This is a genomic window from Bradyrhizobium sp. USDA 4461, assembly GCF_054055655.1.
In genome coordinates this window covers 5,277,277-5,304,000 of record NZ_JBSRXM010000001.1, presented here as the reverse complement: position 1 = coordinate 5,304,000, position 26,724 = coordinate 5,277,277, and the positions used below count along the sequence as shown (strand labels likewise).

Sequence of the window (26,724 nt, the reverse complement as noted above, 5' to 3'; positions counted from 1 at the left end):
GCGGCAAGGTTAAGATGAGTGTCGGACGCCGGGACGACCGCCGTGCTGCCCACAGGTGCGAACCCCGTCGGCTATGGTCTCAGCCTGCTGCATGCAGTGGGGCCTGGGCCCGCAGCAGCTCCGCGATCGCGAAAGCCGCCTGGCCCTCCCCGTAGTCTGTGATGTCGTTCCGCGCCAGATGCGCCGGTCCTTTCCAGAGCCGGTTCCAGCCGTTTTCGACCGTCTCGGTCCACTCGGTTTCATCACGCAGCGTCACGCACGGCACCCGATGAAAATAGGCTTCCTTCTGCAGGCCGCCGGAGTCCGTGTAGACGTCAGTGGCGTGATGCAGCAGCTTTGCCATGTCGAGATAGCCGACCGGGTCGATGATGCGCAGCCCGTCAAGGCTCACGCCCAGCCGCGAGGCCGCGGCGCGGGTGCGCGGATGCAACGGCAGCACCACGGTGCGCCCGCGCGACTGCTCCAGCAGGAATTGAACGACCTCGCGGAGCCGCTCCGGATCATCCGTATTCTCCGCGCGGTGCACGGTTGCGAGCGCGTATCGCTTCGTCTGCAACTGCAACTCGGTCAGGATCGTGGAGCTGCCCTCGGCCTTCTCCAGCGCGAACAGCGTAGCGTCGTACATCACGTCGCCGACGTGATGTACGCCCTTGACCACGCCCTCTGCTGCCAGATTCGCGATCGCCGTCGCCGTCGGGCAGAGGTGAAGCGTCGAGAGATGATCCGTCACGATGCGGTTCAGCTCTTCCGGCATCCGCCGGTTGAAGGAACGCAGCCCGGCTTCGACATGGGCAACCGGAATGTGGATCTTGGCCGCGGCGAGCGAACCGGCCAGCGTCGAATTGGTGTCGCCGTACACCACCACCCAATCCGGCTTTTCGGCAAGCAGGATCGGCTCGATTTCCATCAGCATCCGCCCGGTCATGTCGCCGTGACCACCGCCATTGATGTCCAGATGATGCTTCGGCTTCGGGATCGCCAGTTCCTCGAAGAACAGATCGGACATGTTGGCGTCGAAATGCTGCCCGGTGTGAATCATCACCTCCGCCAAGCCATCCGTTTCACGGATCGCCCGGCTGACCGCAGCGGCCTTGATGAACTGCGGTCGCGCGCCGACCACAGTGAGGATCTTGATCGACATCAGGAATACTTCGCGACGTCGGGCACGTGGGTCACGTGATTGCGCATGCAGCCGAGGATGCGGCGGCGGTTTTCCTGCGTCCAGGCGATGGTCCGCCTAAGGCCATCCTCATGCGCCACGCTTGCAACGAAGCCGAGCTTCTCGCGCGCCTTCGCCGGATCGCCGAAACGCTGGCCCGACCGGTCCCAGTCGCGTGCCGGCGTGAGCGCGATCGGGGTCTTGTTGCCGGTGATCGAATTCACCCGCTTCGCCAGTTCAAGAATGCTGGTCTCGACGCCCGAGGCGAGATTGTAGATCTCGCCGGGATCACCCGACAGGGCGCAAGCCATCAAGCCGCGCGCCATGTCCTCGACGAAGATGAAGTCGCGAGACGCGATTCCGCCATTCTCGACCGGCAGCGCTTCGTCGTGCAGCGCCTTCCAGATGAAGGTCGGGGTGACGTTCCGCCAAACCGTGTGAACGGTGCCGCGCCAGCGACCAGCACCCAGAATTTCGCCCGGTCCGTAGACGTTCTGGAACCGTGCTTTCACGAACGGCAGCTTGTAGCGGGTGAAATAGTAGTTGCCGTACATCTCGCCGATCAGCTTGGAGATCGAATACGGACTGTCGTGATACAGCGAGACCGGAGCATCCTCCTTTGTCGCCGAAGCGCCTTCGAAGGTCTTCTCGGCCACCGCACAGCCGGCTGCGGCATACACCACCTTCTGCAGCGAGCGGATGTCCTTGAGCCTTTCGAACAGCTTCAGGCTGGTCAGCGTGTTGTTGTCGTGATCCGCCATTGGATCTGCGATCGACGACTGGTTGCCGTGGAAGCACGCAAGATGGAAGGCAAAGTCGAGATCGTCGGGCAGTGCGGCAAGCACGGCATCGTCGGTGATCGGACGCGAGACGAACTGAATCCGCGGATCGGGCGGCACGTTCGAGGCGTCGGCCGACAGCAGATTGTCGACAACGATGACCTTGGTCGGCGCCTGCTCGAGCAACAGCCGCACGAGATTTGAGCCGACGAATCCGGCCCCGCCGACGACGAGAATGGTCGATCCATTAAAAGACTTCATGATCAGCTCTTGGGTGCTGCCAGGTGACTGTAAACGTCGCTCACGCCATGGGCGTCGTACCACGCAAGCAGACGACGAATGGTCTCATCGAAGGGCACCTTGGCCTGCCATCCGAGACGCTCGCGGGTCCGGCTTGGGTCCGGAACGACCGACGGTACGTCGTCGTCGCCCACCGGCACCACCTTCACGTCGGGATCGGCCGGCAGCCCAAGGTGGGCCCGCACGAGGTCGTAGATTTCCTTGATCGAGTGGCCGATCCCGCTCGAGACGTTAAAGACGCCGGTCGGCGCCTGCTCGGCCATCGCGAGGTCGACCGCAGCGAGGAAGTCGGACATATCGAGGAAGTCGCGCTGCGCGTCGCTGCAGAAGCAGCCCTGCCCGGCCTTCAGGCGCTTGTAGAAGGTCGGGATCGGACCGATCGCCAGACGGGGACCGGTCACGTTCGCAAGCCGCAACGACATGTAGGGCAGGCCGCTCATCGCCAGATACTGCTCGCCCGCAACCTTCGAGATTCCGTAGCTGGTGAACGGCCGCAGCGGGTGCTCGACCGGGATCGGCGTGGTTTCGGGCCGCCCGTAGCACAGCACGGTCTGAAAATTCAGGATCCGGCTCGCGCCGGCGGCACGTGCCGCGTCAATCACGTTCACGGTGCCATCGACGTTGGTTACGACGTCTTCCCGCCAATTCGCCGGATCCTTGTAGGACGCCGCCGAATGCACGACATGCGTCGGCCGGAACTTCTCGAACGCCGAGGTGACGAGATCCCGATCGGCGATCGAGCCCTCGATCAAGGTCAGGCCGGGAAGCGCGGGCACGACCTCGCGCTTGCCGGTGGCGAAATTGTCGATCACGAGGATCTCGTGGCCCTGCGGCAGCCAGTGTTCGATCAGGTTCGAGCCGAGGCAGCCCGCGCCGCCGGTGATGATGATGCGCATGTCGCTGTTCCGATCAGGTGCGGATTTCCGCACGCGCTTCCTTCAGGTGCGTATAGCCGCCGACGACTCCTTCCTTCTCCCAGCGCTCGACCGACAGCCGAGCGATCTCATCGAGCGAGGTGAATTCGACGGTACCGAAATCCTTGAATGTGCGTGACGGGTCGAGCAGGATCGAAGGCGCATCGTCCGGGCCGAGCGGCTTCACTTCCGGCTCCGGATAATCATTGATCTTCATCGCCCGCACCACGGAATCGTAGAGCTCCTTGATCGCGACATCCTTGCCCGACGAGAAGTGATAGGTGCCGCGGCCTACACCATCGGCGGCCTTGACGACGACGCGGGCAAGGTCGCCCGCGTAGCAGAAGTCGCGGCGCGCCGGAGTGACGAAGCACTTCTGTCCCTTGGCCAGACGTCCGTAGAAGATCGGCAGCGGTCCCGACACGTTGCGCGGCCCGATCACGTTGGCCAGGCGGAACGTCACCCATTCGACCCCGGAGAACTGCACGTAGTGCTCGCCGGCGGTCTTCGAGATCGCGTAGCTGGAATTGACCGGGTTAATCGGATGGTCGAGCGGAATCGGGGACTGCAGCGGCTTGGTGCCGTAGCAGAGCGCGGTCTGGAAGTAGATCAGGCGGGATACGCCGAAGGTCTTGCAGGCCTTCGCGATATTGGCGGTGCCGACCGCATTCACCAGCGCATCGCTGCTCCAGTCCTCGGGATCCTTGTAGGACGCCGCGGTATGGATGACGACCTCGGGCCGGAAATCCGAGAATAGCTGGTCGACCACCGCGGCGTTCGCGATCGTGTCCTCGACCAAGGTCAGATCTTCATGCTTGGTGAGGTTGTCGGCCCGACCGGTCGCATAATTGTCGATCGCAACCACCGTGTCGCCGCGCGACAGCAGCATGTCAATGACAGTCGATCCAACCTGCCCGGCACCGCCGGTCACAAAAATCTTCATAGCCACCATCCAGATTGAGAAGTTTAAGCCTTGACCATCGCACGGAACTCAGCCGCCCGGTCATGAAACCGTTGATGCCAGAGCTCCAGACTGAGGAGACCCCAGGTCTTTCGAGAGAAGCGGGATTGCCCGCCGAAGCTGGAGAGCACGACATCGCTGTTGAAGAACGGCCGATGCTTCGAACGCTGTTCGCCAAAGATGTCGAGCACGAAGTCCTTGAGCTCGCCGTCAAACCATTCCTTCAGCGGCACCGGGAAGCCCATCTTGTCTCGCCGCTGCAGCAGCAGATTGGGAAGTGTGTCGCGATAAGCGGTCTTCATGAGCTGCTTCATCTGACCGCCCATGAACTTCACGTCGGCCGGCACGGTCGCGAGAAACTCCACCAGCGGATGATCCAGCAGCGGCACGCGGCTCTCCAGGCCGTGCGCCATGCTCATCCGATCCTCGACGTGAAGCAGCGCCGGCAACAGGCACTTGAAGTCGAAGTGCGTCATCTTGTCGAAATAGGCTTCCTTCCGCACATTGTCCTGGTTGTTGAAGATCGCGCGGAAGGAGTCGAACACCGCCTCCTTGTTCAGCGCACTCCAATCGACCTCACCGACCATGTCGGTCGAACGATCGACTAGGCGGAAGTACCTCCGATCAAGATCCTCGAACAGGCCGGCGCGCCAGAATTCCTTGATCATCGGCTTGTATTCGCGCAGCAGGCCGAGATTGGGCACGATCGACTCGATCGTCACCACGTAGTGGCCGCTCTGGTAGGTACCATCGATCGCCGCCTTGATGCATTGCTCGAAGTAGGCGACCAGATACCGCGCATAGCCGCCAAGCAGCTCGTCGCCGCCCTGCCCGCCGAGCACGACCTTGACGTTCTTGGCCGCGAGCGCGGACACCATGTATTGCGGAAACGAACCCGGCCCGGCGACCGGAAAATCCAGATGGTAGATCACGTCGCCGATGCTGTCGCGGAAATCGGCCGCGGTGATGTCGACCATGTGGAGCGACATGTCCGCCAGATCGGTCACCGTCTTGGCGTAGCCGCTCTCGTCATAGCCTGGAAATTCGAGAAAGCGGCCGTGGAATGCGTCACGGCTGCGGTGATCCAGCTTGGAGGCCATCAGCGCGACGAGGCTGGAGTCGAGACCGCCCGAGACGTAACCGCCGACCGGAACGTCGGAGCGCAAATGCACCTGCATCGAGTCGGACAGCAGTTCGGTGAAGCGCCGCTCGAAGTAGCTCGGACTGCGATCGAAATCGACATCGTACTGCACGTCCCAGTAGCGGGACGTCACGACGTCGCCGCCTTCGAGCCGAAGCAGATGGCCGGGCAGCAGCGCCGATATTCCCTTGAACAGGGTCTTCTTGCCGATCGTGTACTGGAACGTGAGATACTCGCTCAGCGCATCGGCGTCGGTTTGGATGTCGCTCAGGAACGGCAGCAGCGCCTTGGCCTCCGACGCGAAGTAGAAGACCCCCTGTTGCACCGTGTAGTAGAACGGCTTGATCCCGAAGCGATCGCGCGCGGCAAACAGCTTCTTGTTCCTATTATCCCAGATCGCGAAGGCGAACATCCCGCGCAGATGATCGACGCAGCGCTCGCCCCATTTGGCGTAGGCGGCGAGGATCACCTCGGTGTCCGAATGGGATTGGAACGTCCAGCCGTCCGCGAGTTGCTCGCGAAGCTCGATGAAGTTGTAGATTTCCCCGTTGTAGGAAATCACGGTGCCGTTGGCCCCCTTCATCGGCTGGGCGCCGGCAGGCGACAAATCGATGATCGCAAGCCGGCGGTGCACCAGCCCGACGCTTCCGCCGTCATCGCTCCATTGCCCCAAGCCATCTGGCCCGCGATGAGCGATCAGGCTGCTCATCGCATTGAGCGACGCGACGCGCCTTGCGACGGAATGACCGGACAGAGATGCAAATCCTGCAATGCCACACATGAATTCAGAGAACCTCGATATTCAAGATCGCTGCAAAGACACTAAAGCTATCCGCGAATTCTGCGCGCGAGTGACAGCATCTGGCGGACAAGCGTAACGACAACTGTGTGAACGAAATTGGGTAGCAACCTGATTTCCTTCACATCCTCGATGTGATGCTGATGCGCGCGAAGAACGGCGCGGGTAAACGATTCCCGCAAGGAAAGCTCGTCTGTTACCGCACCGGTTGAGGTGCCGCAATCGGGGAGTGACCGCCCCTTCCTGCCCGCAGCATCACGGACTTCCGCTAGCAGACCTGCCACGAAATTCCCATAGCGGAACTTCGGGTTCTCGACCAAAGCGCGGTAACATGCCTCGATCCGCGCCATATTGGCGTCCTGGTCCTGCATCTGCTCATAGACGTCTTCGGCATTCGAGCAATCAGGCGCGAGCGCGATGTAGTGCTCTCCCGCCTTCAGGGCACCGGCGTAATTGCCTGGCGTCAGTATCTGACAGGACCGCGCGATCGCCGCCTCGAACAGCCGCGGACCCGCCGCGGTATAGACATTCCTCATGTCCTGGCCGGGAAAGCAGGCCTGCTCAAGTTCCTCGAAGCTGGCCGCCGGATTACGCTGCAGCCGCCGCTCGACGCATTCCCTGATTTCCCCTCTGGCGTCCAGGAGCGAACTTCCGCTCTCGCAGCCCAGGGTGAACTTGCTGTTGCCCAGGAACCGGAGCCAGGCGTCGCCGACGAGCGCGTCGCGCGCCTGTGTCGAGATATCGAGCTTCAGCCGGCGATCGGTCATGCTGGAGCGGAAGCGGTCACCCAATTCGGTCTTCAGCTGGCCAATTCTTCCGAAATAGGCCGGCAGCGCCCTGGCCCGATAGCCGACGTCGATCTCCCGGTCCCCGAACGGTACCGCAAAGCGCTGCATCAGGCCGATGTCGGCGTCGTCGACGTATCCGGTAAGCGCCTCGAGCACCCGGGCATGCTTTCGCGCGCGAGGATAAAACTCCGCATGTTGATCGTAGCAGACGGAATAGATGAGATCGACTTTCCAGTCCGAGAGCCAGTTGTCGAGTATCTCGGCATGGTCGTATTCGTCCTGGGGCAGCGCCACCTTGATCGCATCCGATTTCGCGACGAAGTCGTAGGCATCGAGGATCCGGTCCAGCCACAGCGATTTCGGCCTCGCCCACCTCCAGCACAGAAAGGTGGTGTCGAGAATGATCGCGTCGAAGACCTGCTCGCGGAGGCGCGCAGTGACGGGTTGGCGTGCGCTATGCAGCGTATATTCGTGCTGAGGAGCATATTTGACGAGTGCGAACGCGTGATTGATCGACGTACGCCGCGCCGAGCCAAGATCGTCGAGTTCGTGCAGGATAAGGATGCGCACGATCGAAGATTAACCCTGCACCCGGCACCGTGGGACGGCAACTGTCACGCATCAATCCCGATCAGCCGACGAATTCTCGTGTGGCGCAACACGATCCGTTTCGCCCAACGACGGAGCGGCCCCGGCGTCAAACGCGCCACGTGGATGACGCCATTCGCTGCAACGACCTTCGCGATGACGACCAGACGGTGGCGCACCATCTGCTTCGCCTTCCGCATCACCTTCTGCACAAACTCCCGGCGTCGCGCGCGGCGCTTTTCGCGCTCGAGCAACGTGACAAGCTCCCCTTCGGCATAACACCGCTTCGTTGCCGCCATTTCGGGCTGATACCGACGGTCGATAGCGCGATCGACCTGACGGACCATTGCATCGAAGCTGTTGTCGGGATTGAGCGCAACCTCACGATAGGCCCGATCAACAATCTCCTGCGCCCGTACCGGATCGCGCAGCACCTCGATGACCTCGGCCATGTTGGAATGATCCTTTTTCAGCGGCACATAGTGTCGCCAGGGCTCAAGCCTGCCGGAATAGGTGCCCTCGTACAGGATCATCAATGTCCGCAGCGCTGCCGCCTCGAAGCATCGCGGCGAGATGACGGCAAGAATGACGCGATTGTCCTCATCCTTGAAATAGAGATCGCGCAGCGTTTCAAAGCTCGCCGACGGATCGCGGGCCAGATGTTGATCCACATTGCGCTGAATCTCGCCGGTGAAGTCGCAGACGCTGGCGCCACTTTCGGTGCCGAGGACGGCCTTGCAGTTGGCAAGGAAATTGATCCAGTTCTCGCCGTAGATGCGGTCTTCCTCGCGCGTGGACATGTCGCAGGTCAGTCCGTACGGGGCGGCATCCGCCTCAAACCGACCGGCTATCAGCCATTTCTCCTGGGCGAAGCTCCCCAGCCAGTCGGGAACCTTTCGCGCACGGTAGCCGACATCGATGGAACGATCCTCGAGACGCGGCACCTTCCTGTCGAGCAATTCGCCCGGCACGTAGCCGGTGAGCACGGTTTCCCGGACGACATTCGGCAGCCGATCCTGCGGATAGTAGTCGTCCATGATCTCCTGCGGGACGACACTGAACAGGATATGGATGCCGAGCTGCCGGAATGCGGCCATCGTGTCGTTGATCCAGCGATACTCGTCCTGGATGAAGGCTGCCTTCAACCCCTTGAACCTGCAGATGGCTGCCCGCAGATTGGGACCAATATAGGTGTCCATGCAGGCGACGAGAGAATAGTGGATGATGACACCGTCAAACCGGTCGAGCTCAAGCAGGCTGGAGACGTCGCCCCGCGAGTTGAAGATCTGGATCGAGTGCCTGGAGAACTCCTTCAGGCCCATGACGTGGTCGATAATCGTGGAGGCGCTGCCCGGCATGAAATCGCAGAGCAGCAGAAAGTTGAGACGCTTGAGATTGGGCGCGTCGACCGCAGTGAGCGGAGAGACCGGATGGGTGACTGGAATCATCTGGACTAACTGAAGGTTGGTTTGAAAAAACGCTGACCTAGTGCTTCTGTTTGAGAAGGCCGTCAATTTCAACGTAAGCTTCGCCGGATCGCGGGCACTTCAGATCGTTGCCGAGCCGCTCGCCGGCCCTGCTCATCCAGCCGATCCGTCTTGCGGGATTTCCCGCCATCAATGCAAACGCAGCAACATCCTTCGTGATCACCGAACCGGCCCCGATGAAGCAGTATTCGCCGAGCGAATGCCCACAGACAATCGTCGCATTGGCGCCGATGCTGACGCCGCGCCCGATCGGCGTCTTGCGAAACTCATCCTTCCGCGACACATCGGCGCGCGGATTGTTGACGTTGGTGAAGACGCAGCTCGGGCCGCAAAATACGTCGTCCGCAAGCTCCACGCCATCATAGATCGAGACGTTGTTCTGGATCTTGCAGCCATTTCCGATCCTGACGTTCGGACCGATCATCACGTTCTGGCCGATCGAGCAATTCTCGCCAATCACCGTGCGCGACAGAATGTGACAAAAGTGCCAGACCTTGGTGCCGCGTCCGAGCACAGCGCCATCGTCGACGTAGCTCGATTGATGGATCAATACGCCCGGGAAGCGCGGATCCTCGCGCATCTCGCTCATTTGTGCATCGCCTTCTGGGCAAAGGCGTGAACGCCATTGCTCCGAACGATCGGTGCATGGCGGAACGTGGACACGATATCGATCGAGGGACGGACTTCGTCCAGCCTGAATCCGCGGCCGGCAATGATCTCCTCATAGCTTCGCGTGTGGAGATCGGTGAACCCTTCGGAGAACTCGACCTCTTCGCCATCGACGGTGATGGAGCGGAAGGTCGTCTTCTTGCCCTTTACGCTCTCCGGCAGGTCGTTGCGGTCGAGCGACAGGAACCAGCTGACGTCGGCGCGCTCGCACTCCAGCGAGCCTGCCGCCCGCTCCGCCTCGCGCAAGTGCGCCTCGTTGCGGCTGGCCGGTCCGAACACGAAGCTCAACATGTCGAAGAAGTGCACCCCGATGTTGGTCGCCACGCCACCGGACCGGTCTTCAGCGCCCTTCCAGGAGGCGTGATACCAGCGCCCGCGCGAGGTGATGTAGGTGAGCTCGACCTTGTGGCGCTTCTGCGAGTTGGCGAAGCGGTCGCGAAGCGCGATGATCGCCGGATGCAGGCGCAATTGCAGAATGGTGGAGATCCGCCGGCCGGTGTCGCGCTCGATGGCTGCCAATCCGTCGATGTCGCCGGGATTGAGCACCAGCGGCTTTTCGCAGATCGCATCGACCCCGGCGCGGAGCGCAAACCGGCAGTGCGCGTCGTGAAGGTAGTTCGGCGAGCAGATCGTCATGTAGTCGAGCTTCTTGCCGTCGCGCTGCAACGCGCCGACATGGCGATCGAACAACTCGAATTCGGTAAAGAACTCGGCGTCGGGGAAATGGCTGTCCATGATTCCGACGGAGTCGTTGGGATCGTAGGCCACCGCGAGCTTGCCGCCGGTATCGGCCATCGCCCGCATGTGCCGTGGCGCGATGTAGCCGGCTGCACCGATCAGCGCATAATTGGTCATGAAATCTCCCTCTTCGAACTCTTGGCTTGCTTCAGGCAAGCTACCGCACTCGGGGTGAATCGCGCGTCACACCCGAGCAAAAAACTCCAATACGCCCCGCAAGGCGGCAGACGCGCTCAAGCCGCGGCGATCAGATCCGCCCCGACAAGAACGCGGACCTTGCGGCCCAACAGGTTCAACAGAACGGCCACGCGATGGTGATCGCTGGCGTCCTCCACAAGCGCAAGACTGTCGACGAATGCACCCTCGACAATGCGAACCGCATCGCCAGGCGAGAACGCCGGCCTGCGCGCAAGGGCGATGAATCCGGCCTCGTCCTCGCGCGATTTCAGCGCATCGATAACGGCATTTTCAACTGCCGCGGGCCGATCGCCGACGCAGACGAGATGTGAAACGCCGAGCGTCGATTGAATGGCGCGCCAGCGCTGTGCCGCGACATCGATCGCGACAAACAGATAGCGCGGGAATAGCGGCCGGGCGACGAGCTCGATCTTCCGCGCATGACTGCGGCGCCGCTGATAACGCGGAAGGTAGGTGGAGAACCCCTGTCGCACGAGGCCGGCCGCCGCTTTTGCTTCGGCATTGACTTGTGTCTGCACGACATACCAGCGGGACCCGGGCTGCATCGCCATCACGCTCCCTGCGGCTGCTTGGGACGCAAGCCCAGTAGCTCCGGCGCGAGCACCTTGTCTGCGCCGAAATTGCCAACCGCCTGGTCGAAGACGGTTCGAGCGGCCGTCAAATGGGTCACCACCACCGCATCGAACGGCTCGTCCACCAGCGCATAGGAGGAGACCACCTTGACCCCGATGAAGCGGGTCGCTGTCGCATCGGGATCAACGATGGCAAGCACCGAAATCGGCCCATCGACCGCACACAGGATCGCGATCTCGCAGAGGTCCGATTGTCCGGCGAGCACGACCCGCCTGAAGCCACGCGCCTGCGCGCGTTCAAACAGCCGGCCGTATTCCTCCTTCGCCTTGCGGAACAGCGAAAAGGAGTCCGTGAGGAACTGGACGGTCAGTCGCGATTTCTCGGAGAAGCCCTGCGGGGTGAGATAGTAGGCATAGCGCCGCGCCGGCGCCGAGCCGACCTTGACGAAGCCCTTCTTGATCGCCCGCTTCAGGTAGGCATTGACTAGGCCGAGCGCGACGCCCAATTCGGCCGCGATGTGCCGCTGCGATTGCGCACCATCCGCCTCGAGCGAGGTGAGCAAGCCGAGCACCAGCCGGTCGCTGTCATTCTCATCCGTCGGCAGAGTGCTTGCCATCACGCCTGTCCCCACTGGAGCAGGCTGATACCGCGTTCACTCGATGAACGTCAAGCAAATTCGTTCATGCCATGAACGCTTCAACCAATTGATTACAAAGGGATTTACATCTGACACATGTGACGCGATGGTCACACTTCAGGCCTTATCGGGCAACTCGGCCAAGTATTGCGCCGCGAGCGTTGAATAGCTGTACCGCCGCGCCACGGCCACCCGATCGGCCCGCGGACGCGCCGGGTCGTCGAGGGCAGCGCGCAGGGATGCGGCAAGCGCGTCGGCATCATCAGGCGCGCATCGCGCGGTCACCAGATCCTCGAGCCCGGTCAGCGCCCGCTCCTCACAGGCAATGACACTGCGCGGTGCGAACAGGCAGTAGTCGAACAGCTTGTTCGGGCTGATGCCGTGGTGATAGAGCGCGTTGTTGTGGAAGGCGACCACCGCGCAATCGGACGCGTGCAGCATGCTGTGCACGACCGCCCGATCGACCTCATCGTGAAACTCCACATTGGCGAGCGCAGCCGCCCGCTGTTTCAGCGCCTCCTTCGAGGTGCCGGAACCGATCATCACGAAATGGATCTCGGGGTTTGATTTACCGAGGATCGAAGCGGCGTCGAGAATGGCCTCCACGGCGTTCGGCGGGCCCATGCCGCCGGCGTAAAGCACGACGCGCCTGCCCCGCTGGTGCAGCAGATTGATGCGGTCGACCAGGGGATGGCCGAGAGCCTCGATGGTCAGCGCGCTCTGAATTTCGCCGTCGGAAACTCCGTTGGGGATCCACAGGAACTTGCCCGCGGGCAAGCCACGCGCCCGCATATGAGCTTCCGCTCCGGCCAACAGGCAGATCACGCGATCCGCCGTACGATAGGCGGCGCGCTCCTTCCAGCCGAGCACCTTCATCAGCGGATGCCATGCCGGCGTCATGCCAAGCGCGACGATGCTTTCCGGCCAGAGGTCGCGGACCTCGAGCCAGAACCGCGTCCCGAATTGTCGCGCGACTTGACCGGCCGCTGAGACGAAGAACAGATGCGGGCTCGACGCAATCATCAGGTCCGGCTCGCCGAACTGCGCCGCGATTGCAGATGCCGCCGAACGGAAAGCCGGCGCAAAGCTCAGATTGTTCCGCAGCCGTCCCAGGCTGCCATGGCCATAGCGCGGCGTGTCGAGAAACCAGAAGTCGACGTCATTGATCCGCTGCGGCCCCGGAACGCGCGGCTGCCTGTGCAGGTGGTGAAAGGCGGCGCTGACGATCACCACCCGGTGCCCCATCTTGCCCCAGGCGTCTGCCAGCCAGAACGGACGATAGTGACGCCCGAGGCCAGGGCCTCCGGCAAAGGGATGCAGCAGCCAGATGTTCATGCCGCCGCCCCGAGCGAACCAAGTCGCCGGTAGAGCTCGATGAGTTCCGCCGCGTCGTGCTGCCAGTTGAAATTCCGGGTCACCGCGGCCCGTCCCGCCAGTCCCATTCCGATCGCGAGCTGCCGGTCGTCCGCGAGCCTGGACAGGCAGTCCAGCAGCGCCGCGCGATCGTCGAGCGACACGACGAATCCGCACCCGGCCGCCTCCACGATCTCCTTGGATTTCGGCAGATCACTTGAAATGACAGGTAGGCCGGCAGCCATATATTCAAACAGCTTGGTTGGAAGTGAGAGCAAATAATTCGGTTCAGGCAATAGCAGGTTGAGGCCGATGAGACTCTCGTTCAGCAGCTTCGCGATCTCACCACGTCCCAGCCTGCCCCTGTATGACACGTCGGCAGTTGATTTCTCAAGCCAGGCTTGTTCCTCGCGACCGATTGTTCCCGCCAGCACCAGCGGCAGACGCACCGCGGCACATGCTTCAACCATTTCGACCAGCCCGCGATCGAAGCTGGTGCGGCCAACGTAGACCGCCTGGCGTCGCCGTTGTGTCGTCGGCCCAGGCTCAATGAATTCGTCCAGTCGCACGGTGTTGCGCACCAGCATGACGGCAGCACCATAGCTGCGAAAGCGATCGGCAATAGCCGGCGTCGCCGCGACGATGGCGTTGAAACGGCTGGCGGCGTAGCGTTCCGCCAATTCCATTCCGCGCGAGACGAGCGGCCGCATCCAGGGCCAGATCCACCGCTTGGAATAGATGTCCGCGGGCACATCCTCGTGGACGTCGTAGACCACCTTGCAGTTTCGGCTCTTGAGCCGCAGCGCGAACGGGATCAGCTCCGGATCGTGGAATTGCACGACGTCTGCGCTGGCCGCCCGCGCGAGGGCAAAGGCCGCTCGGCCCGTGACCCACGGGCGCTTCCAGCGGGCAGCCGGCGGCATCTCGATCAATCTGAAATCGATGCGGCCCGGATCGCTCGGGCAAGGTGACCGTGCCACGACGGTCACGTCGTGGCCGGCTTCGGAGAGGCTGCGCGCTTCCTTCTCAACGATTCGAATGTCATCGGCCGCATGGACACTCGACAACATGCAAATCTTCATGGAGATCCGACCCGGAAGCGTTCACCCCAAAGCGCGACGCAATAAAGCCGCCAGCGCATTCCAAGATCGAGCCGGTGGAATTTCTTCTTCACCGCAGCCATGTCGGCGTAGCGGGCAAGCAGGGCGCTGCCGACAACCTTTTCATACATCGCCGGCGAGTGTCGGCTGAGCCAGAGCCGGTCGGGTGCTGCAAAGCCGATCTTGTCCTTGCGCCAGGAGATGCTGGCCGGAAGCGCGTCCTGCATCGCTGCACGGAGCGGCCATTTCGTCCAGCCCTTGTTCAATTTGATGCGCGTCGGCAGGCTCAACGCAAACTCGACAAAGCGGTAATCGAGGAACGGCAACCGGGTCTCGATACCAAACCGCATCGAGTTCTTGTCCTCGAAACGCAGCAGCATCGGCAGGTTGGTTTCGGTGATCTCCAGCACCTGCATTTGCTGCGCATCTCTCGTCTCTCGCGCAAAACGGCGAAGACATTCCGGCAGTTCCGGGCTCTTCAGGAAGGCGTATTGCCAGCGGTAATATGCGTTCCGCAGCGCCGCCGAGCTGGCGCCAAACAGGTACATCAGCAACCGTTGAGCCGAAACGCCGGCCTGCGTGGCCGCGCTAAAGGCGGACAAGAATCCCCCGACGCCGGAGCGAGCCAGCTGGTCGCGCAGCCAGGCCGCATAATAGCGGTGATAGCCCAGCAGCGTCTCGTCACCGCCCTGACCGTCGAGCAGCACGATGACGCCGTTGGCGCGCGCGGTCTTCATCACCTCGTATTGCATCATGATCGAGGGGCCGCCGAACGGCTCTTCCTGCACCTCGAGCAGGGCCTCCGCGGTCGACGCGAAATCCTGATAGCTCGGCTTGGTACGCAACCAGTTCAGCTCGGCCTTTGCGACGACGTCGGCCGCGTATGCCTCCTCGTTGTTCTCCGCCTGCTCGCTGACCGCCGTGATGGCAAAGAAGCGATCGTTGGAGGATGAGGCATAGCGCCGGGCCGCCAGCGTCGCGACGCTGGAACTGTCCAGTCCGCCCGACAGGCAGGTACCGACCCGAACGTCCGAGCGCAAACGCAGACGCGTCGCGTCATCGAGCAGCTCCGCCAGCGAGCTGGCGGCTTGCTGCTCGTCGGCCACGGCCGAACGCGGCGCCAGCGAATAATAGCGCTCGATCTTGATCCGGCCCGTTGCCAGATCGACGCGCATCTTGTGTCCAGGGGCCAGCTTCTCGATACCCTTGAAGAAGGTCCGATCGGTATGGTCGCTGAGGCCGCAGACGAGAAAGTCCCTGACAAGTTCGTCGTCGGCGACGGCGCGCCCGATCAACGGCAGCAACTGGCGAATCTCCGAACCGAAGGCGAACTGGTTTGCCGTGTCGACAAAGTAGAAGGGCTTCACACCGAAGCGATCACGCGCGCAGAACAGCGTATTGTCACGCTCGTCATGAATCGCAAACGACCACATGCCGTTGAAATGCTCGAGGCAGCTTTCGCCCCAATGGACATAGGCCGTGAGCAAGACCTCGGTGTCCGACGCCGTGTGGAAGACGTGGCCGAGCGCTTCAAGCTCTGCGCGCAGTTCGAGATAATTGTAGATCTCGCCATTGTAGGTGATCCAGATCGGCAGCAGCCTGTCGCGCATCGGCTGCGCGCCGTCGTCGGTCAAATCGATGATGGCCAGTCGCCGGTGCCCCAGCCCGACCTTGCCATTGACCCTGACCCCGCGCCCGTCCGGCCCGCGGTGAGCGACCAGATCGGTCAGTCGATCGACTTGGTCAGCATCAACGAGCCCGTTCTTGGCGACTAGGCCGAATATGCCGCACACGTGGGACTAACCTGCATGGTCTGGGTTTCGTGGACAATTCGACAGGACGCGCATTCCGGCCGCTGCGGCACGACATCCGGCCCAGCGCCTGCGCTCTCCTCTACCCTGTTCACGCGATGAACGTCAACCTCAGGGGTCAGCGCGCGCCCGCGCGATCCGCTGCTCGACTATCTTTCGATCGGCGCATCGACATCCTGACCGGCAGCCTCTCGCATGGTGGCGGCAAAACTGGCCGCGAATGCGCGGACGCGCTCGTCCTGATGCGGAACGACGTTCCGAATGACGAGCCCGCGCGCTTGCTGCGAAGCCTCCGCAAGGTGGTCGGCCAGCGCATTCGGATCATCGACGCCGAAATAGCGGGCGGCGCCTGAGGTTTGCTCGCGGTGTACGTCGATGTCGGACAGGATCATCTGAACGCCGAATGACTTCGCCTCCTCCACCGTCGTGCTCCAACCCTCGAAGCGCGACGGGTTGAGCAGCGCGGTTGAGGCTCGCAGCAGGGCGTAGACATGGGGCAACGGGATCACGCCGAGGTGCCGGAAATGCGCCTCGAGGCCGCGGCGTTTGATCTCGGAATTGACCAGATCGTAATAACCGGGCTCGCGCCGATCCTCCGTGCTGCCCGATGCGCAGACCACGACATCGACCCCACGACGTTTCAGGATCGTCAACGCGTCGACGACGAGCTGATGGTTCTTGTGGCGGTAGAACTGATTGGGCAGATAGAAATAGTTCTGCGGCAGGCTATAGGTCGCGATCACGTCCGACGGTTCCGTATTCAGGAACGCAGCCGGCGGCTGGGTCGCGAAGCGTACGACGCTGACGCGGCTCTTGGCGTGCGGGTAGTAGGCCCTGAAATCGCGCAAGGCGCTCTCGCTGCTCAGCATGATGGTTCGCCCGGACGCCATCTGAACGCGAAAGCCGATCTCGCGGCGCCAGCGCGCCGTCGTCGGAAACAGCTGAGGCAGCGAACGGTGTTGCAGATCCGGGATCCAGGCCACCGTTGGGATCGCCAACCGCCAGCCGAAGAAGCGCGCGGCTTCAACGACGACATCGATGCGTGCGGAGCGAAACGCCGCCGCGGCTCCCCGGTCCAGACCAAGCGCGAGCGCTGAAGCCAGACCCGGCTGTCCGTCGAATGCCTCGGACCTGACGACCTCGACGCCGGGTATCGCGGCAAACTCTGCGAGTTCGTTCGCATCGGCCCCGGTCCCCGCAAACACGACCGGAGTGAACTCGCCGGGCAGAAACCGGTCGAGCGCCGCGAACAGGTTGCGTTGATAATTAAACCCGCCGGCCCAAAGCCGTCGCGAAATGTGACCAAACGCGAACCGCAATGGGCGCGGCATCACGAAGCATGTCCTTTGAACCAAGCCACATAGTCGGCGATACCCTGGTCGAGCGGAATGCGCCAATCGAATCCGATTTCGCGGAGCATTGTATCGTCGGCCAGCAGGCTGACGGGATCGCCGGGCCGGCTGATGCCGGAGTGCCGTACAACCGTATTGCCGCCCCACTGCTTGATCAGGAGCGCGGCGATATCGGCAACGCTCGTGCCGCGGCCCGAACCGCCATTGATGACGCGGAAATTCTGCTGCGACGACGCTTCCGCGACTTTGGCAAGCAGCCTTGCGACATCGCGAGCGTCGGTCCAGTCGCGGATTTCCTGGCCGCTCCCGCCAAGCGTCAGCACGGGTTGCTGGGCCTCCAGCCGCGAGCAGATGTCCCACAGCAACTGCTTGCGCAGATTGGGGCCATAGACCGAGAACAGCCGCACGATCGTGCAATGCATGCCAAACGACTGCGCGTAGCTCCGGCACAGCTGCTCCATCATGAATTTGTGCTGCCCATAGGGGGACATCGGAGTCGGGACAGCACTTTCAGCGATCGGCCCGGCATGGTCGGCGCCGTACACGGCCGCGCTCGACGCCGCGATCAGCGCGCAGTCAGGCGCGGATCCGCGCAGCCATTCGAGCAGCCGCGCCGTGCTCGCGACCGTCCGCGAAAAATCCTCGAACGGCCGCTCGATCGAGATGCCGACGGAGGAGCCGCCGGCCAGATGAAAGACATGCGTCGGCAGCCCGTGCGCTGCCGCAAGGGCGTTGAGATTGGCCGCGTCGATCTCGCCGTTGATCCAGCTCTGCAAGCCGAGCCGGCGGGCTTCCGTCGCGTCGAGCGCGCCGTGCCCGACGCCGTGCACCGCATGGCCGGCGCCTGACAACTCATGCACGAGATGGCGGCCGATGAACCCGTTCGCGCCGGTGACCCAGACGATCATCGCTCAAGCCTTGTGACAGACAAAGGAGTACAGCCGGCCCGGCCGATTGTCGAAGCGCTCGGCCATCGACAGCAGCGAGCCGAACACAAGGCGTGACGCAAATGCGGTCCGCCACAACGGCGCTGCCGGAATCCTTTGCGACAACTTGGTCACGATCGCAGCCTTCAGCGTCTCGAGCGTGTAGGGAAACAGGTTGATCGGACTTTGCAGCGGCGCCAGCGTGTCGATCTTCGAAAATCCGGCGGTGGCCAGCGCGCCGGTATAGCGATCGAGCAGGAAGGCATGTTCGCCGCCGTAGAGGTGATGCAGCGGATGCTGCGCAAGGAACTGGGGAAGATCCGCCTCCTTGCTGATGACGTGCTCGCGCGCCGCGATCAGCATGCCGCCGGGCCGCAACACGCGAAACATCTCCCGACAGGCACCTTCGAGATCGCGCGTGTGATGCAGCACGGCCCGGGCAAAAACCACATCGAACGTCGCATCGGCGAACGGCAGCCGCTCGGAAAACTCCTCGACCACCTCGATCGGCAGTTGCGCCTGCTGCGCCAGGCTGCGGATCGCCGCCCCTCCCACGATCGCGCTGGGATCCGGCTCGAGCGCGGTCACCGCAAAGCCGCTGCGGGCGAGCGCGTAGCTTGCAATGCCGCGGCCGGCGCCGACGTCGAGCGCGGCACCAGACCGGCCGGCCAGCAGCGCTGAGACCGCCCGCCACTCGGAGCTCTGGAAATAGCGTTCAGCGGCTTCGGCCAGCGGATCGTCGTAGAATGCGTCGAGCACGAGCTGGCGCTGGTCGGGCTGATTGCGCAGCCAGACCACCGCTTCCTCCCAGGTGGTAAACTTGCGCTCACCGTTCATCGGCGCCAAGCTCCCTCACCAGCACGGCCGGATTGCCGGCCACGATCGTAAACGGCGCGACATCCCTTGTGACGACCGCGCCGGCCGCGACGATGGCGCCCTGCCCGACCGTCACCCCGCGCAACACCATCGCAGCCGCGCCGATCCAGGCATCATCGCAAATCCTCACCGGGCTTTCGTCGAGCGAGATGTCGCTCGGATGGCCGCGCGTGAAAATCTGCTGCACCTGCCGGTGCCGCTCCGCCGTCCGCAGCGGATGGGTGAGATTGTCGAACACATTCGCCGAATGCGAGATCAGGACGCGGTTGCCGATCTCGATCAAGGCCGCCGACCAGATCCGGGTGCCTTCGCCGACGTAGCACCACTCGCCGATCCGGATCTCCCCGCCATGCGCGAAGGTCAGGAGCTCCCCGAGGATGCGGCTGTTGCGGCCGACGACGATCTTGTCGGCATCGCCGCGGATGTTCCTGATCCTGGCGGAGCGGCCGAGCGCCGCGTCGGCTTGCAGACGGCACGTCGCGCGACCGATCAGACGTTGGATCAGGTAATCGATATTCATGCGGTCAACTGCAGGCAGGCGACCGCGCGCGACGACGCCGCAAGGTCGTCGCCCTGCCCCTTGCCGGTATGGATGTCGAAAACGGTGGCGTCGGCGAGCGCCTCGGCACTCTGGCGCGACCAGCCTTGTCGCGAATAGCCGAAATAGTCGACATGGTGCGATGTCGCGCCGAATGCCTCGATAATCCGCTCGATCATGGCAAGATCGAACACCTGATACCAACCGAGATTGTCGCGCTTGCCGAACGGCACGGAGATCAGGCACGTCCCGCCGGGCTTGAGAATGCGCTTGAACTCCTTCACCGCCGGGACGAAACCATCCCGATCGGTCTCGGCATCGCGCGGATCGCCCGTGTACAGCATCTGATTGTCGAGCCCGATGTGCTCGATCGTCGAAATGCTGGCGACCGTGTGGAAGACATGATCGCCGAACATCGTCTTGCGGAGATCGCCGAACACATAGGAATAACCATCATGCCAGTAGCAACGCCGCTCCGGCGCCAGCGTCATGATGGTGAGATCCGCGCCGCGCAGCGGCGGACGCCGCAGCAGGAAGTCATGGTTGAAGGTCGATCCCGCATCCAGCATCTTGCCGACATCTTTCAATCGGCCGTAGACCCAGGGATATTCCACCACGCGCTCATCCATCGCGATGCCGTAGCCGGGCGGAAGCTCCTTTCCCGCCTGAAGCAGGCCGCCGTCGATCGCCGCGGTGATGGTGTCGCGTTTGACCGTCTGATAGCCCGGGCCGAACGGCCGCGGCCGCATCCTGAACAACGGCACGGCCAGTCCGTCCGCCATCCATTTCAATTGATAGATCAAGTCACTTGCAGACATCATTCCGGCCCGATCGCCCGCCCGCTGGCCGGCTCTGTGCCCCCGTGTAGAGCCTTTTCCGGTCCGATGGAATCGGAACGGGCTCTAGAATCTCGCTTTTGCGCGTTTTCTTCACGCCAACCGCCACCCACTTCGCTCGAAACGCTCTGTTACGGCTCAATCCGCGCGACGAGATCGATAAACTGTGCCCATTGCGAGGCCTTGCTGTAAGTCTCCTGCACGCGGCTCCGGCCGGACGCGGCGATCCCGACCCATTGCGGCCAATCCCGCAGGCTGCTTGAAATCGCCTCGACGGCCCTTTCGGGCGCGTCATAGGTGCGCATGGTGACACCATCCTGCATCGCCTCCGGATAGTTGCCGGCATCGGACACCAGCAGCGAGCCGCAGCCCATCGCCTCGAAGCAGCGCATGTTGCCGCGATCGTTGCCGGCCATGTCGATGGCGCCGTTGAGCACGATCTTCGCCGACCCGAACAGCTCGTAGAGGTCCCGGCCGAACAGCGGCGTCCTTGCGATGCGCGCGATGACGTCGGGGCGGCGGTGCTTCCCCAGCGGCAGCAATCGCCCGACCGCGCTTTCGGCAAGCCGCGTCAGCCGCGAGGCATCGAGGCAGAATACGATGTTGCGGTCAGCCGCCAGCGCCGCGACCTGTTCGAGCGTCCGGCCGCGCGCACTATGGTGCCGCGAATATCCGCCGACAAACGCCACGTCGATCGGCCGTTCGCCGTTGCCATACTGCGCCATGACAGGATCGATCGCGGGGAAGAACAGCTCCGCCCGGCAGCCCTTGCCGCGCCAGGCTTCGAGGATCGAGGGGAAGTTTCCAAGCACCGCGCCATAGGCGCTCAGGTCGGCGTTTCCCGAGGGCGCCGCGCGCCAGCACAGCGTCTTCTTCACACAGCCGGGAAGCTTGGCGACGAATGCACTGGGATAACGCACCGGATCGAGATTGTAGAACACCTCGGTCCTGTGATGCTCGATCTGCGCGAGCAGAATCGCCTCCAACGTCGGCGTCCCCTGCATGCCCTGCTCACGGGCCCATTGGCGCTGCAGCACGTCGTCGTCTGCATTGGTGAAAAAAGCTTCCGGCGCACCGTCGAGCACCGGCTTGAGGAAATGCGCCGCGCCAAAGCGGTCATGCAGGAAAACGTCGCGGCGCGCGGCGAAGGTCGATGCCTTTGCCGCGAGCTGATTCAGCCGCGGCAGATAGGACGGATAGAGACCGCTATTCTGGAACAGGCGCATCGGTTACGCGGTCCTCGCCAACATCCATTTCATGTTCAGATACGGCCAGATCCGGCCGACCGATTCCCAATCCCAGCCTTGCGACGCCGTCAAGCGACCGACCACTTTCCGCAGCGGCGTCTCGTCGACGAACTCGGCGAATGCCGGAACCTTCCGATCGAGCAATTCCGTGGTCCAGCCCGCCAACGGACCGTTCAGCCATTCCGGCATCGGTGAATTGAAGCCGACCTTGCGGCGCGCGGTGCGGATGCTTTCGGGCATCAAATTCGCCATCGCCTGCCGCGCCACCACCTTGGTCATGCCATCGGCCGATTTGCTGGTTTCCGGCAGCGCCATCGTATAGGTCACCAGCCGCCAGTCCATGAACGGCATACGGACCTCGATCCCGTGCGCCATCGAAAGCCGATCGAAATTGCGCAGGATGGTGGGCAGGGTGGTCGAGTGGAACATGCGGTAGAGCCGCCGGTTCAGCGCACCCCATGTATCAGGCAACTCATCACCCTCGGCAACCAGCGGCAGCGGCGCCGGCATCGCCGTCAGCCCTCCGCGCAGGAAATAGTGCCCCTGGCGCCTGATCATCTGCGCGCGCAGGAAGTCGAGGCCGCGCTGTGCGAGTTGCGATCGGGACGTGAGCGCGGCCGCCGCGTTGCGGATCTTGAATGCGGCCGACTGCCCTTCCTGCAAATAAGCGCCCATCAATTCATCCGCGCCGTGGCCATCAAGCGACACGGTGACGTTCTGGCGGCGCAGCTCGCGATAGATCAGCCAGGGCGCGCTCGGCAGCCCGATATAGACGTCGTCATTGTCGTCGAGGATGCGGTCGAGGTCGGTGAGCGCGTCGGAGCGCCCGATTTCGAGAAAGCTCGGCGCCACATCGGCCCACGCGGCCGCTTCCTCCGCCATCGGCCGCTCGTCATTGCTGGCGCCGGGAAAGGTCGCGACAAAGGCGTGCCGCCAGGCTGTCGAGTCGCGCGGTCCCATGCCGGCCTTCTCATGGCTCGCCATCGCGCAGATCACCGCGGACGAATCGAAGCCGCCGGACAGGCAGGTCCCGATCGGAACGTCGCTGCGCATGCGGAGCGCAACGGACTCGTGAAACAGCTCGCGAAAGCGCCCGACGCGGTCGGCCTCGCTGTTCGGGATCACAGGCAGGTGATCCACGGTCCGCCACCAGCGGCGCACCTGCGCCCGCCCCTGGCGCAGCCACATGCAGTGACCGCCCTGCAGGCGACGGAGTTGCGAGAACAGCGTCCGCTCGCTGCCTTCGATCCCGAACGGGTCAAGCAACAATCGCCGCGCCACGTCGATATCGAGCGACGTCTCGACCAGCCCGCTCCGCGCCAGCGCCCGCTGCTCGGATGCGAACACGAAGCGCTCGGACGTTAACGCGTACAGCATCGGCTTGATGCCGAAGCGGTCCCGCGCAAGGAACAGATCATCCGTGACGGTGTCGTAGATCGCCAGCGCCCACATGCCGTTGAAGCGCAGCAGCATGTCTTCGCCCCAGGCCTGCCAGGCAGCGAGGATCACTTCGGTGTCGGACTGGCTGCGGAACACCGCGCCCTTCGCCTCAAGCTCGCGGCGCAGCTCGAGGAAGTTGTAGATCTCGCCATTGTAGACGATCACATGGCGGCCATCGCCCGATGCCATCGGCTGATAGCCGCCCTCGCCGGGATCGATGATGGCGAGCCGGCGATGGCCGAAGGCGACGTTTCGCTTGGCGTTGAACCAGGTGCCCTCGCCGAACGGCCCGCGATGCGCGATCAGGCTGGTCAGCCGCGAGATCTCGGCCGGCTCGACGGGATTGCCCCGAAGATTGACGATGCCTGCGATACCACACATGTCTAGGCGGCCTTGAAGGGCAAGAAGCGAGTGATGACGATGCGGAGATCGCGCCAGCAGACGGCGCGATAGGGACCCAGCTGAGACACGGCGACAGCGGCGACAAAGATCACCGCCGCCGACACGCCGTAGAGCGAGACCACATACCACCATGACGGCGCGTGGTCGAATGACATATGGCCGAGCTGCGAGCGCAGCGCCAACGCTATGGCGACACCGGTGCCGAGCGGGATCAGGACGAAGTGCAGCATCCGTGACCACATCCCCGAAAGCCTGAAGGTTCGCCGCAGCAGCAGCACCGTGATCACCATCTGCGCGACCATGCCGACACAGGAGCTCCAACCGGCGGCCTGCCAGCCGAAATACGGCAATGCGATGGCGCTGGTCGCCAGCGTGAAGGTGCCCGTGACGAGCGAGATCAGCGCGTTGAAACTGGAACGTCCCTGCGACAGCAGATAGAACGCAAACACATTGGCGCTCGAGCCCAATATCCCGCTGATCGCAAGCACCACCAGCACCAGCTGCGCCTCGGCGGCGACCTCGGCACCGGTCCATCGATAAAGCAGCGCGCCCGCGACCGGGATCAGGCCGCCCAGCGCGCTCGCGGCGAGCACGTTGAGAATCCAGGACGAGCGAAGCAGCAAATCGACCTTGCGATCATCGTCTTCCTTTTGCAGCGTGCTGAAGAACGGGAACAGGATCTCGCCGATCTTCAAGACGCCGATATAGACCGCCTCCTCCAGCCGCTGCGCGACGCTGTAGAAGCCGACGAATTGCGGTTGCAGCAGCGCGCCGAGCAAATAGCGGTCCGCCTGGCCTGCGAACAGCGCTCCGCTTTGTGCCGCGACCTGCCAGCCACCAAGCTTGACCAGCGCACGCAGCGCGCCGCGGTCGAGCGTCGGCGGCGCGAGCCAGTCGCTGATCGCATGTCGCGACCAGGCGAAGGCCATCAGCAGATTCGTTGCGAAGCCCAGCGCCTGGCAGCCGAGGAAGGTCGAGGCGCGCGGCGCGTATGGGATGAACAGCAGCATCGACATCGTCGTCACCACCGTGCCCGTGATGCTGATCGCGGCGATCCGCCGATAGTCCTGGCGCGCCGTGAACAGCGAGAGAAACACCGCGAACAGGCACTGGCACAGCCAGCCGGCACCGGCCAGGGTGAAGGCAAGCCCGAGATCGTCGCCGGCCGGGCCGCCGAGGTGAAATCCCAGTCGCGCCAGCGGCGCACCGGCGAGGATCAGCAAGGCCGCGATCAGGCCGCCTCCGGCGATGGCGAGCGCCAGGGCGGTGGCGAAGAAGCGCCGTGCGTCGTCGCGATCGGACAGTTGCAGCCGTTGCGCAAGCTCGCGCGCCGTCGAAAGACCCAGCGCATTGCTGAACATCAGCGCCGGCGCGACACAGGCGGTTACCAGCCCCGCAACACCGAATGCGGCGAGGCCGAGCCGGAAAATCACGAATGGGAGAATCGCCAGATTGAGCAGCACCGCGACCGCAAAAGCGGTCGCGTTCCACGCCGAATTGCCGAGCAGATGGGACGGACCTCTCTTCACTGCCATGCCCGCTTTCGGTCCATCACGTCGAAACGCCTCAAGTCCCTCTTCCATAAGGGCAAAACCCATTCGGTCGGGCGACGGGCTAGCAGCCAGAAGCGTGATTGTCGAGAGTTGGCGGACGACGGACGGATGCTCAGGTGTGGGCAGGCGCGAATCGCACCTTATGCAGAGCGGTCCGCACGGAACCGTGACTGTTCGTTTCCGGCACTTTGTTATCCGGGTAACAGTTGGAAAGACCTGCCAAATTGTCTATGGCAGATGAGCAATAGCCCCCACAGCGGCCCGCCAAACAAGAGGTGTCTCAATGCCCTTTCCCCGCGCATCCCAAGCCCTGTCCCGTTTCACCGTGCTGGACTTGACCCGGGTCCGCTCCGGGCCGACCTGCGTGCGCCAGCTCGCCGATTGGGGTGCCAACGTCATCAAGATCGATGCGCTGCTGGAGGACGGCGGCGGCGAGCAGCCGGGCGGTCCCCGCGGCGGCTCCGACTTCCAGAACCTGCATCGCAACAAGCGCGCGATGACGCTGAACCTCAAAGACCCCAAGGGGCTCGAGGTGTTCAAGCGGCTGGCCGAGCAGGCCGACGTCATCGTCGAGAACTTTCGCCCGGATGTGAAGGGCAAGCTCGGCATCGACTATGAGAGCATCCGCAAGATCAATCCGAAGATCGTCTACGGCAGCATCTCCGGCTTCGGCCAGGACGGCCCCTATCACAAGCGCCCTGGCTTCGATCAGATCGCGCAGGGCATGGGCGGCCTGATGTCGGTGACCGGCGCGCCCGGCCAAGGCCCGATGCGGGTCGGCATTCCCGTCGCCGACCTCACCGCGGGCCTGTTCTGCGCGCTCGGCATCCTCACCGCGCTGCTGGAACGTGACGTCTCCGGCGAAGGGCAGTGGGTGCAGACCTCGCTGCTGCAGGCGCAGATCTTCATGCTGGATTTCCAGGCGGCGCGCTGGCTGATGGAGAAGGAAGTCGCCAAGCAGGCCGGCAACAACCATCCGACCTCGATCCCGACCGGCGTGTTCAAGACCTCCGACGGCTACATCAACATCGCCACCACAGGCGGGCGGATTTGGGAGCGCTGCGCCCAGGCGATCGGCGCGCCCGACTTGATCGCCGACCCCGACTACGCCACCGCGCCGGCGCGCTCGAAGAACCGTGACGCGCTGAATGCGCGGATCAACGCGCTCACCGAAAAGAAGTCGACCGAGACCTGGGTGCAGGAACTCAACGCCGCCGGCGTGCCGTGCGGGCCGATCTACTCGATCGACCAGATGTTCGAGGACGCCCAGGTCAAGCATCTCGGCATGGCCCAGCACGTGCCGAACGACGAGAACCGGCATATCCAGCTGGTCAGCCAGCCGGTGACGCTGTCGCGGACGCCGAGCAAGATGGTGGCGCGGCCTCCTGAATTCGGCGAGCAGACTGAGCAAGTGCTGGCCGAGTTCGGCTTCGGCAGTGACGAGATCGCCGAGCTGCGCCAGCGCAAGGTCGTCTAGTCTAGACTAGAGCTCTGCTCCTATCACATCGGAACGGAACGCCAAATTCTTGTCTTCGCGAACCGGTGTCCACTTCGCTCGA

At 63.3% G+C, this 26,724-nt stretch carries 23 protein-coding genes; 1 reads left to right on the top strand and 22 read right to left on the bottom strand.

The features are described from left to right. Positions 1–79 precede the first annotated feature (79 nt). The 22 genes from wecB to ACVINW_RS24480 all read right to left on the bottom strand — a co-directional run bounded on the left by wecB (position 80) and on the right by ACVINW_RS24480 (position 25,147). Positions 80–1,141: a non-hydrolyzing UDP-N-acetylglucosamine 2-epimerase gene (gene wecB, locus ACVINW_RS24585; protein ID WP_456753686.1), complete on the bottom strand. Its 1,062-nt coding sequence runs from the start codon at positions 1,139–1,141 to the stop codon at positions 80–82. Beyond that, positions 1,141–2,199, bottom strand: a complete 1,059-nt coding sequence (locus tag ACVINW_RS24580; RefSeq protein WP_456753685.1) for an NAD-dependent epimerase/dehydratase family protein — start codon at positions 2,197–2,199, stop codon at positions 1,141–1,143. The genes wecB and ACVINW_RS24580 overlap by 1 nt, the downstream gene beginning before the upstream one ends. 2 nt (positions 2,200–2,201) lie before the next feature. After that, on the bottom strand, positions 2,202–3,134 hold the full coding sequence (locus ACVINW_RS24575; protein WP_456753684.1) for an NAD-dependent epimerase/dehydratase family protein: 933 nt from the start codon (positions 3,132–3,134) through the stop codon (positions 2,202–2,204). A gap of 13 nt (positions 3,135–3,147) precedes the next feature. Next, a complete protein-coding gene (locus tag ACVINW_RS24570) occupies positions 3,148–4,095 on the bottom strand; it encodes an NAD-dependent epimerase/dehydratase family protein (RefSeq protein WP_456753683.1) in 948 nt (315 codons plus the stop codon). A gap of 23 nt (positions 4,096–4,118) precedes the next feature. Beyond that, entirely contained in the window at positions 4,119–6,035 is a 1,917-nt protein-coding gene (asnB, locus tag ACVINW_RS24565; RefSeq protein WP_456753682.1) for an asparagine synthase (glutamine-hydrolyzing), read from the bottom strand. Between the two features lie 47 nt (positions 6,036–6,082). After that, positions 6,083–7,411, bottom strand: coding sequence for a hypothetical protein (locus ACVINW_RS24560; protein WP_456753681.1), 1,329 nt, complete (start codon positions 7,409–7,411; stop codon positions 6,083–6,085). 44 nt (positions 7,412–7,455) lie between these two features. Next, complete coding sequence (locus ACVINW_RS24555; protein ID WP_456753680.1) at positions 7,456–8,877, bottom strand: hypothetical protein; 1,422 nt, start codon at positions 8,875–8,877, stop codon at positions 7,456–7,458. Between the two features lie 37 nt (positions 8,878–8,914). After that, positions 8,915–9,505: an acyltransferase gene (locus ACVINW_RS24550; protein WP_456753679.1), complete on the bottom strand. Its 591-nt coding sequence runs from the start codon at positions 9,503–9,505 to the stop codon at positions 8,915–8,917. Next, positions 9,502–10,440: a Gfo/Idh/MocA family oxidoreductase gene (locus tag ACVINW_RS24545; protein WP_456753678.1), complete on the bottom strand. Its 939-nt coding sequence runs from the start codon at positions 10,438–10,440 to the stop codon at positions 9,502–9,504. Before ACVINW_RS24545 ends, ACVINW_RS24550 begins: the two co-directional genes overlap by 4 nt. Before the next feature lie 116 nt (positions 10,441–10,556). Further along, positions 10,557–11,072: a transcription termination/antitermination protein NusG gene (gene nusG, locus ACVINW_RS24540; protein ID WP_456753677.1), complete on the bottom strand. Its 516-nt coding sequence runs from the start codon at positions 11,070–11,072 to the stop codon at positions 10,557–10,559. Continuing rightward, a complete protein-coding gene (locus ACVINW_RS24535; protein WP_456753676.1) occupies positions 11,072–11,710 on the bottom strand; it encodes a winged helix-turn-helix transcriptional regulator in 639 nt (212 codons plus the stop codon). The genes nusG and ACVINW_RS24535 overlap by 1 nt, the downstream gene beginning before the upstream one ends. 138 nt (positions 11,711–11,848) lie before the next feature. Continuing rightward, positions 11,849–13,066 (bottom strand): glycosyltransferase family 4 protein, encoded by a 1,218-nt coding sequence (locus tag ACVINW_RS24530; protein WP_456753675.1) that lies wholly within the window; start codon positions 13,064–13,066, stop codon positions 11,849–11,851. After that, a complete protein-coding gene (locus tag ACVINW_RS24525; RefSeq protein ID WP_456753674.1) occupies positions 13,063–14,154 on the bottom strand; it encodes a glycosyltransferase family 4 protein in 1,092 nt (363 codons plus the stop codon). Before ACVINW_RS24525 ends, ACVINW_RS24530 begins: the two co-directional genes overlap by 4 nt. Positions 14,155–14,162: 8 nt before the next feature. Then, positions 14,163–15,977, bottom strand: coding sequence for an asparagine synthase (glutamine-hydrolyzing) (gene asnB, locus ACVINW_RS24520; protein ID WP_456753673.1), 1,815 nt, complete (start codon positions 15,975–15,977; stop codon positions 14,163–14,165). A gap of 167 nt (positions 15,978–16,144) precedes the next feature. Beyond that, complete coding sequence (locus ACVINW_RS24515) at positions 16,145–17,326, bottom strand: glycosyltransferase family 4 protein (protein ID WP_456753672.1); 1,182 nt, start codon at positions 17,324–17,326, stop codon at positions 16,145–16,147. After that, positions 17,326–18,255, bottom strand: a complete 930-nt coding sequence (locus ACVINW_RS24510; protein WP_456753671.1) for an NAD-dependent epimerase/dehydratase family protein — start codon at positions 18,253–18,255, stop codon at positions 17,326–17,328. Before ACVINW_RS24510 ends, ACVINW_RS24515 begins: the two co-directional genes overlap by 1 nt. Before the next feature lie 3 nt (positions 18,256–18,258). Beyond that, complete coding sequence (locus ACVINW_RS24505; protein WP_456753670.1) at positions 18,259–19,110, bottom strand: class I SAM-dependent methyltransferase; 852 nt, start codon at positions 19,108–19,110, stop codon at positions 18,259–18,261. Continuing rightward, the gene (locus ACVINW_RS24500) at positions 19,100–19,669 is read right to left on the bottom strand and encodes an acyltransferase (protein WP_456753669.1); all 570 of its coding nucleotides are present in this window, start codon (positions 19,667–19,669) and stop codon (positions 19,100–19,102) included. The genes ACVINW_RS24505 and ACVINW_RS24500 overlap by 11 nt, the downstream gene beginning before the upstream one ends. After that, positions 19,666–20,508, bottom strand: a complete 843-nt coding sequence (locus tag ACVINW_RS24495; RefSeq protein WP_456753668.1) for a hypothetical protein — start codon at positions 20,506–20,508, stop codon at positions 19,666–19,668. The genes ACVINW_RS24500 and ACVINW_RS24495 overlap by 4 nt, the downstream gene beginning before the upstream one ends. Before the next feature lie 146 nt (positions 20,509–20,654). Beyond that, positions 20,655–21,749, bottom strand: coding sequence for a glycosyltransferase family protein (locus ACVINW_RS24490; RefSeq protein WP_456753667.1), 1,095 nt, complete (start codon positions 21,747–21,749; stop codon positions 20,655–20,657). 3 nt (positions 21,750–21,752) lie between these two features. Then, positions 21,753–23,591 carry an asparagine synthase (glutamine-hydrolyzing) gene (gene asnB / locus ACVINW_RS24485; RefSeq protein WP_456753666.1) on the bottom strand — a complete coding sequence of 613 codons (1,839 nt, stop codon included), beginning with the start codon at positions 23,589–23,591 and terminating at the stop codon, positions 21,753–21,755. Between the two features lie 2 nt (positions 23,592–23,593). Next, positions 23,594–25,147, bottom strand: a complete 1,554-nt coding sequence (locus tag ACVINW_RS24480) for a lipopolysaccharide biosynthesis protein (protein WP_456753665.1) — start codon at positions 25,145–25,147, stop codon at positions 23,594–23,596. 301 nt (positions 25,148–25,448) lie between these two features. Here ACVINW_RS24480 and ACVINW_RS24475 point away from each other — a divergent pair, with 301 nt between their 5' ends. After that, the gene (locus ACVINW_RS24475; protein WP_456753664.1) at positions 25,449–26,642 is read left to right on the top strand and encodes a CaiB/BaiF CoA transferase family protein; all 1,194 of its coding nucleotides are present in this window, start codon (positions 25,449–25,451) and stop codon (positions 26,640–26,642) included. The last annotated feature ends 82 nt before the right edge of the window (positions 26,643–26,724 follow it).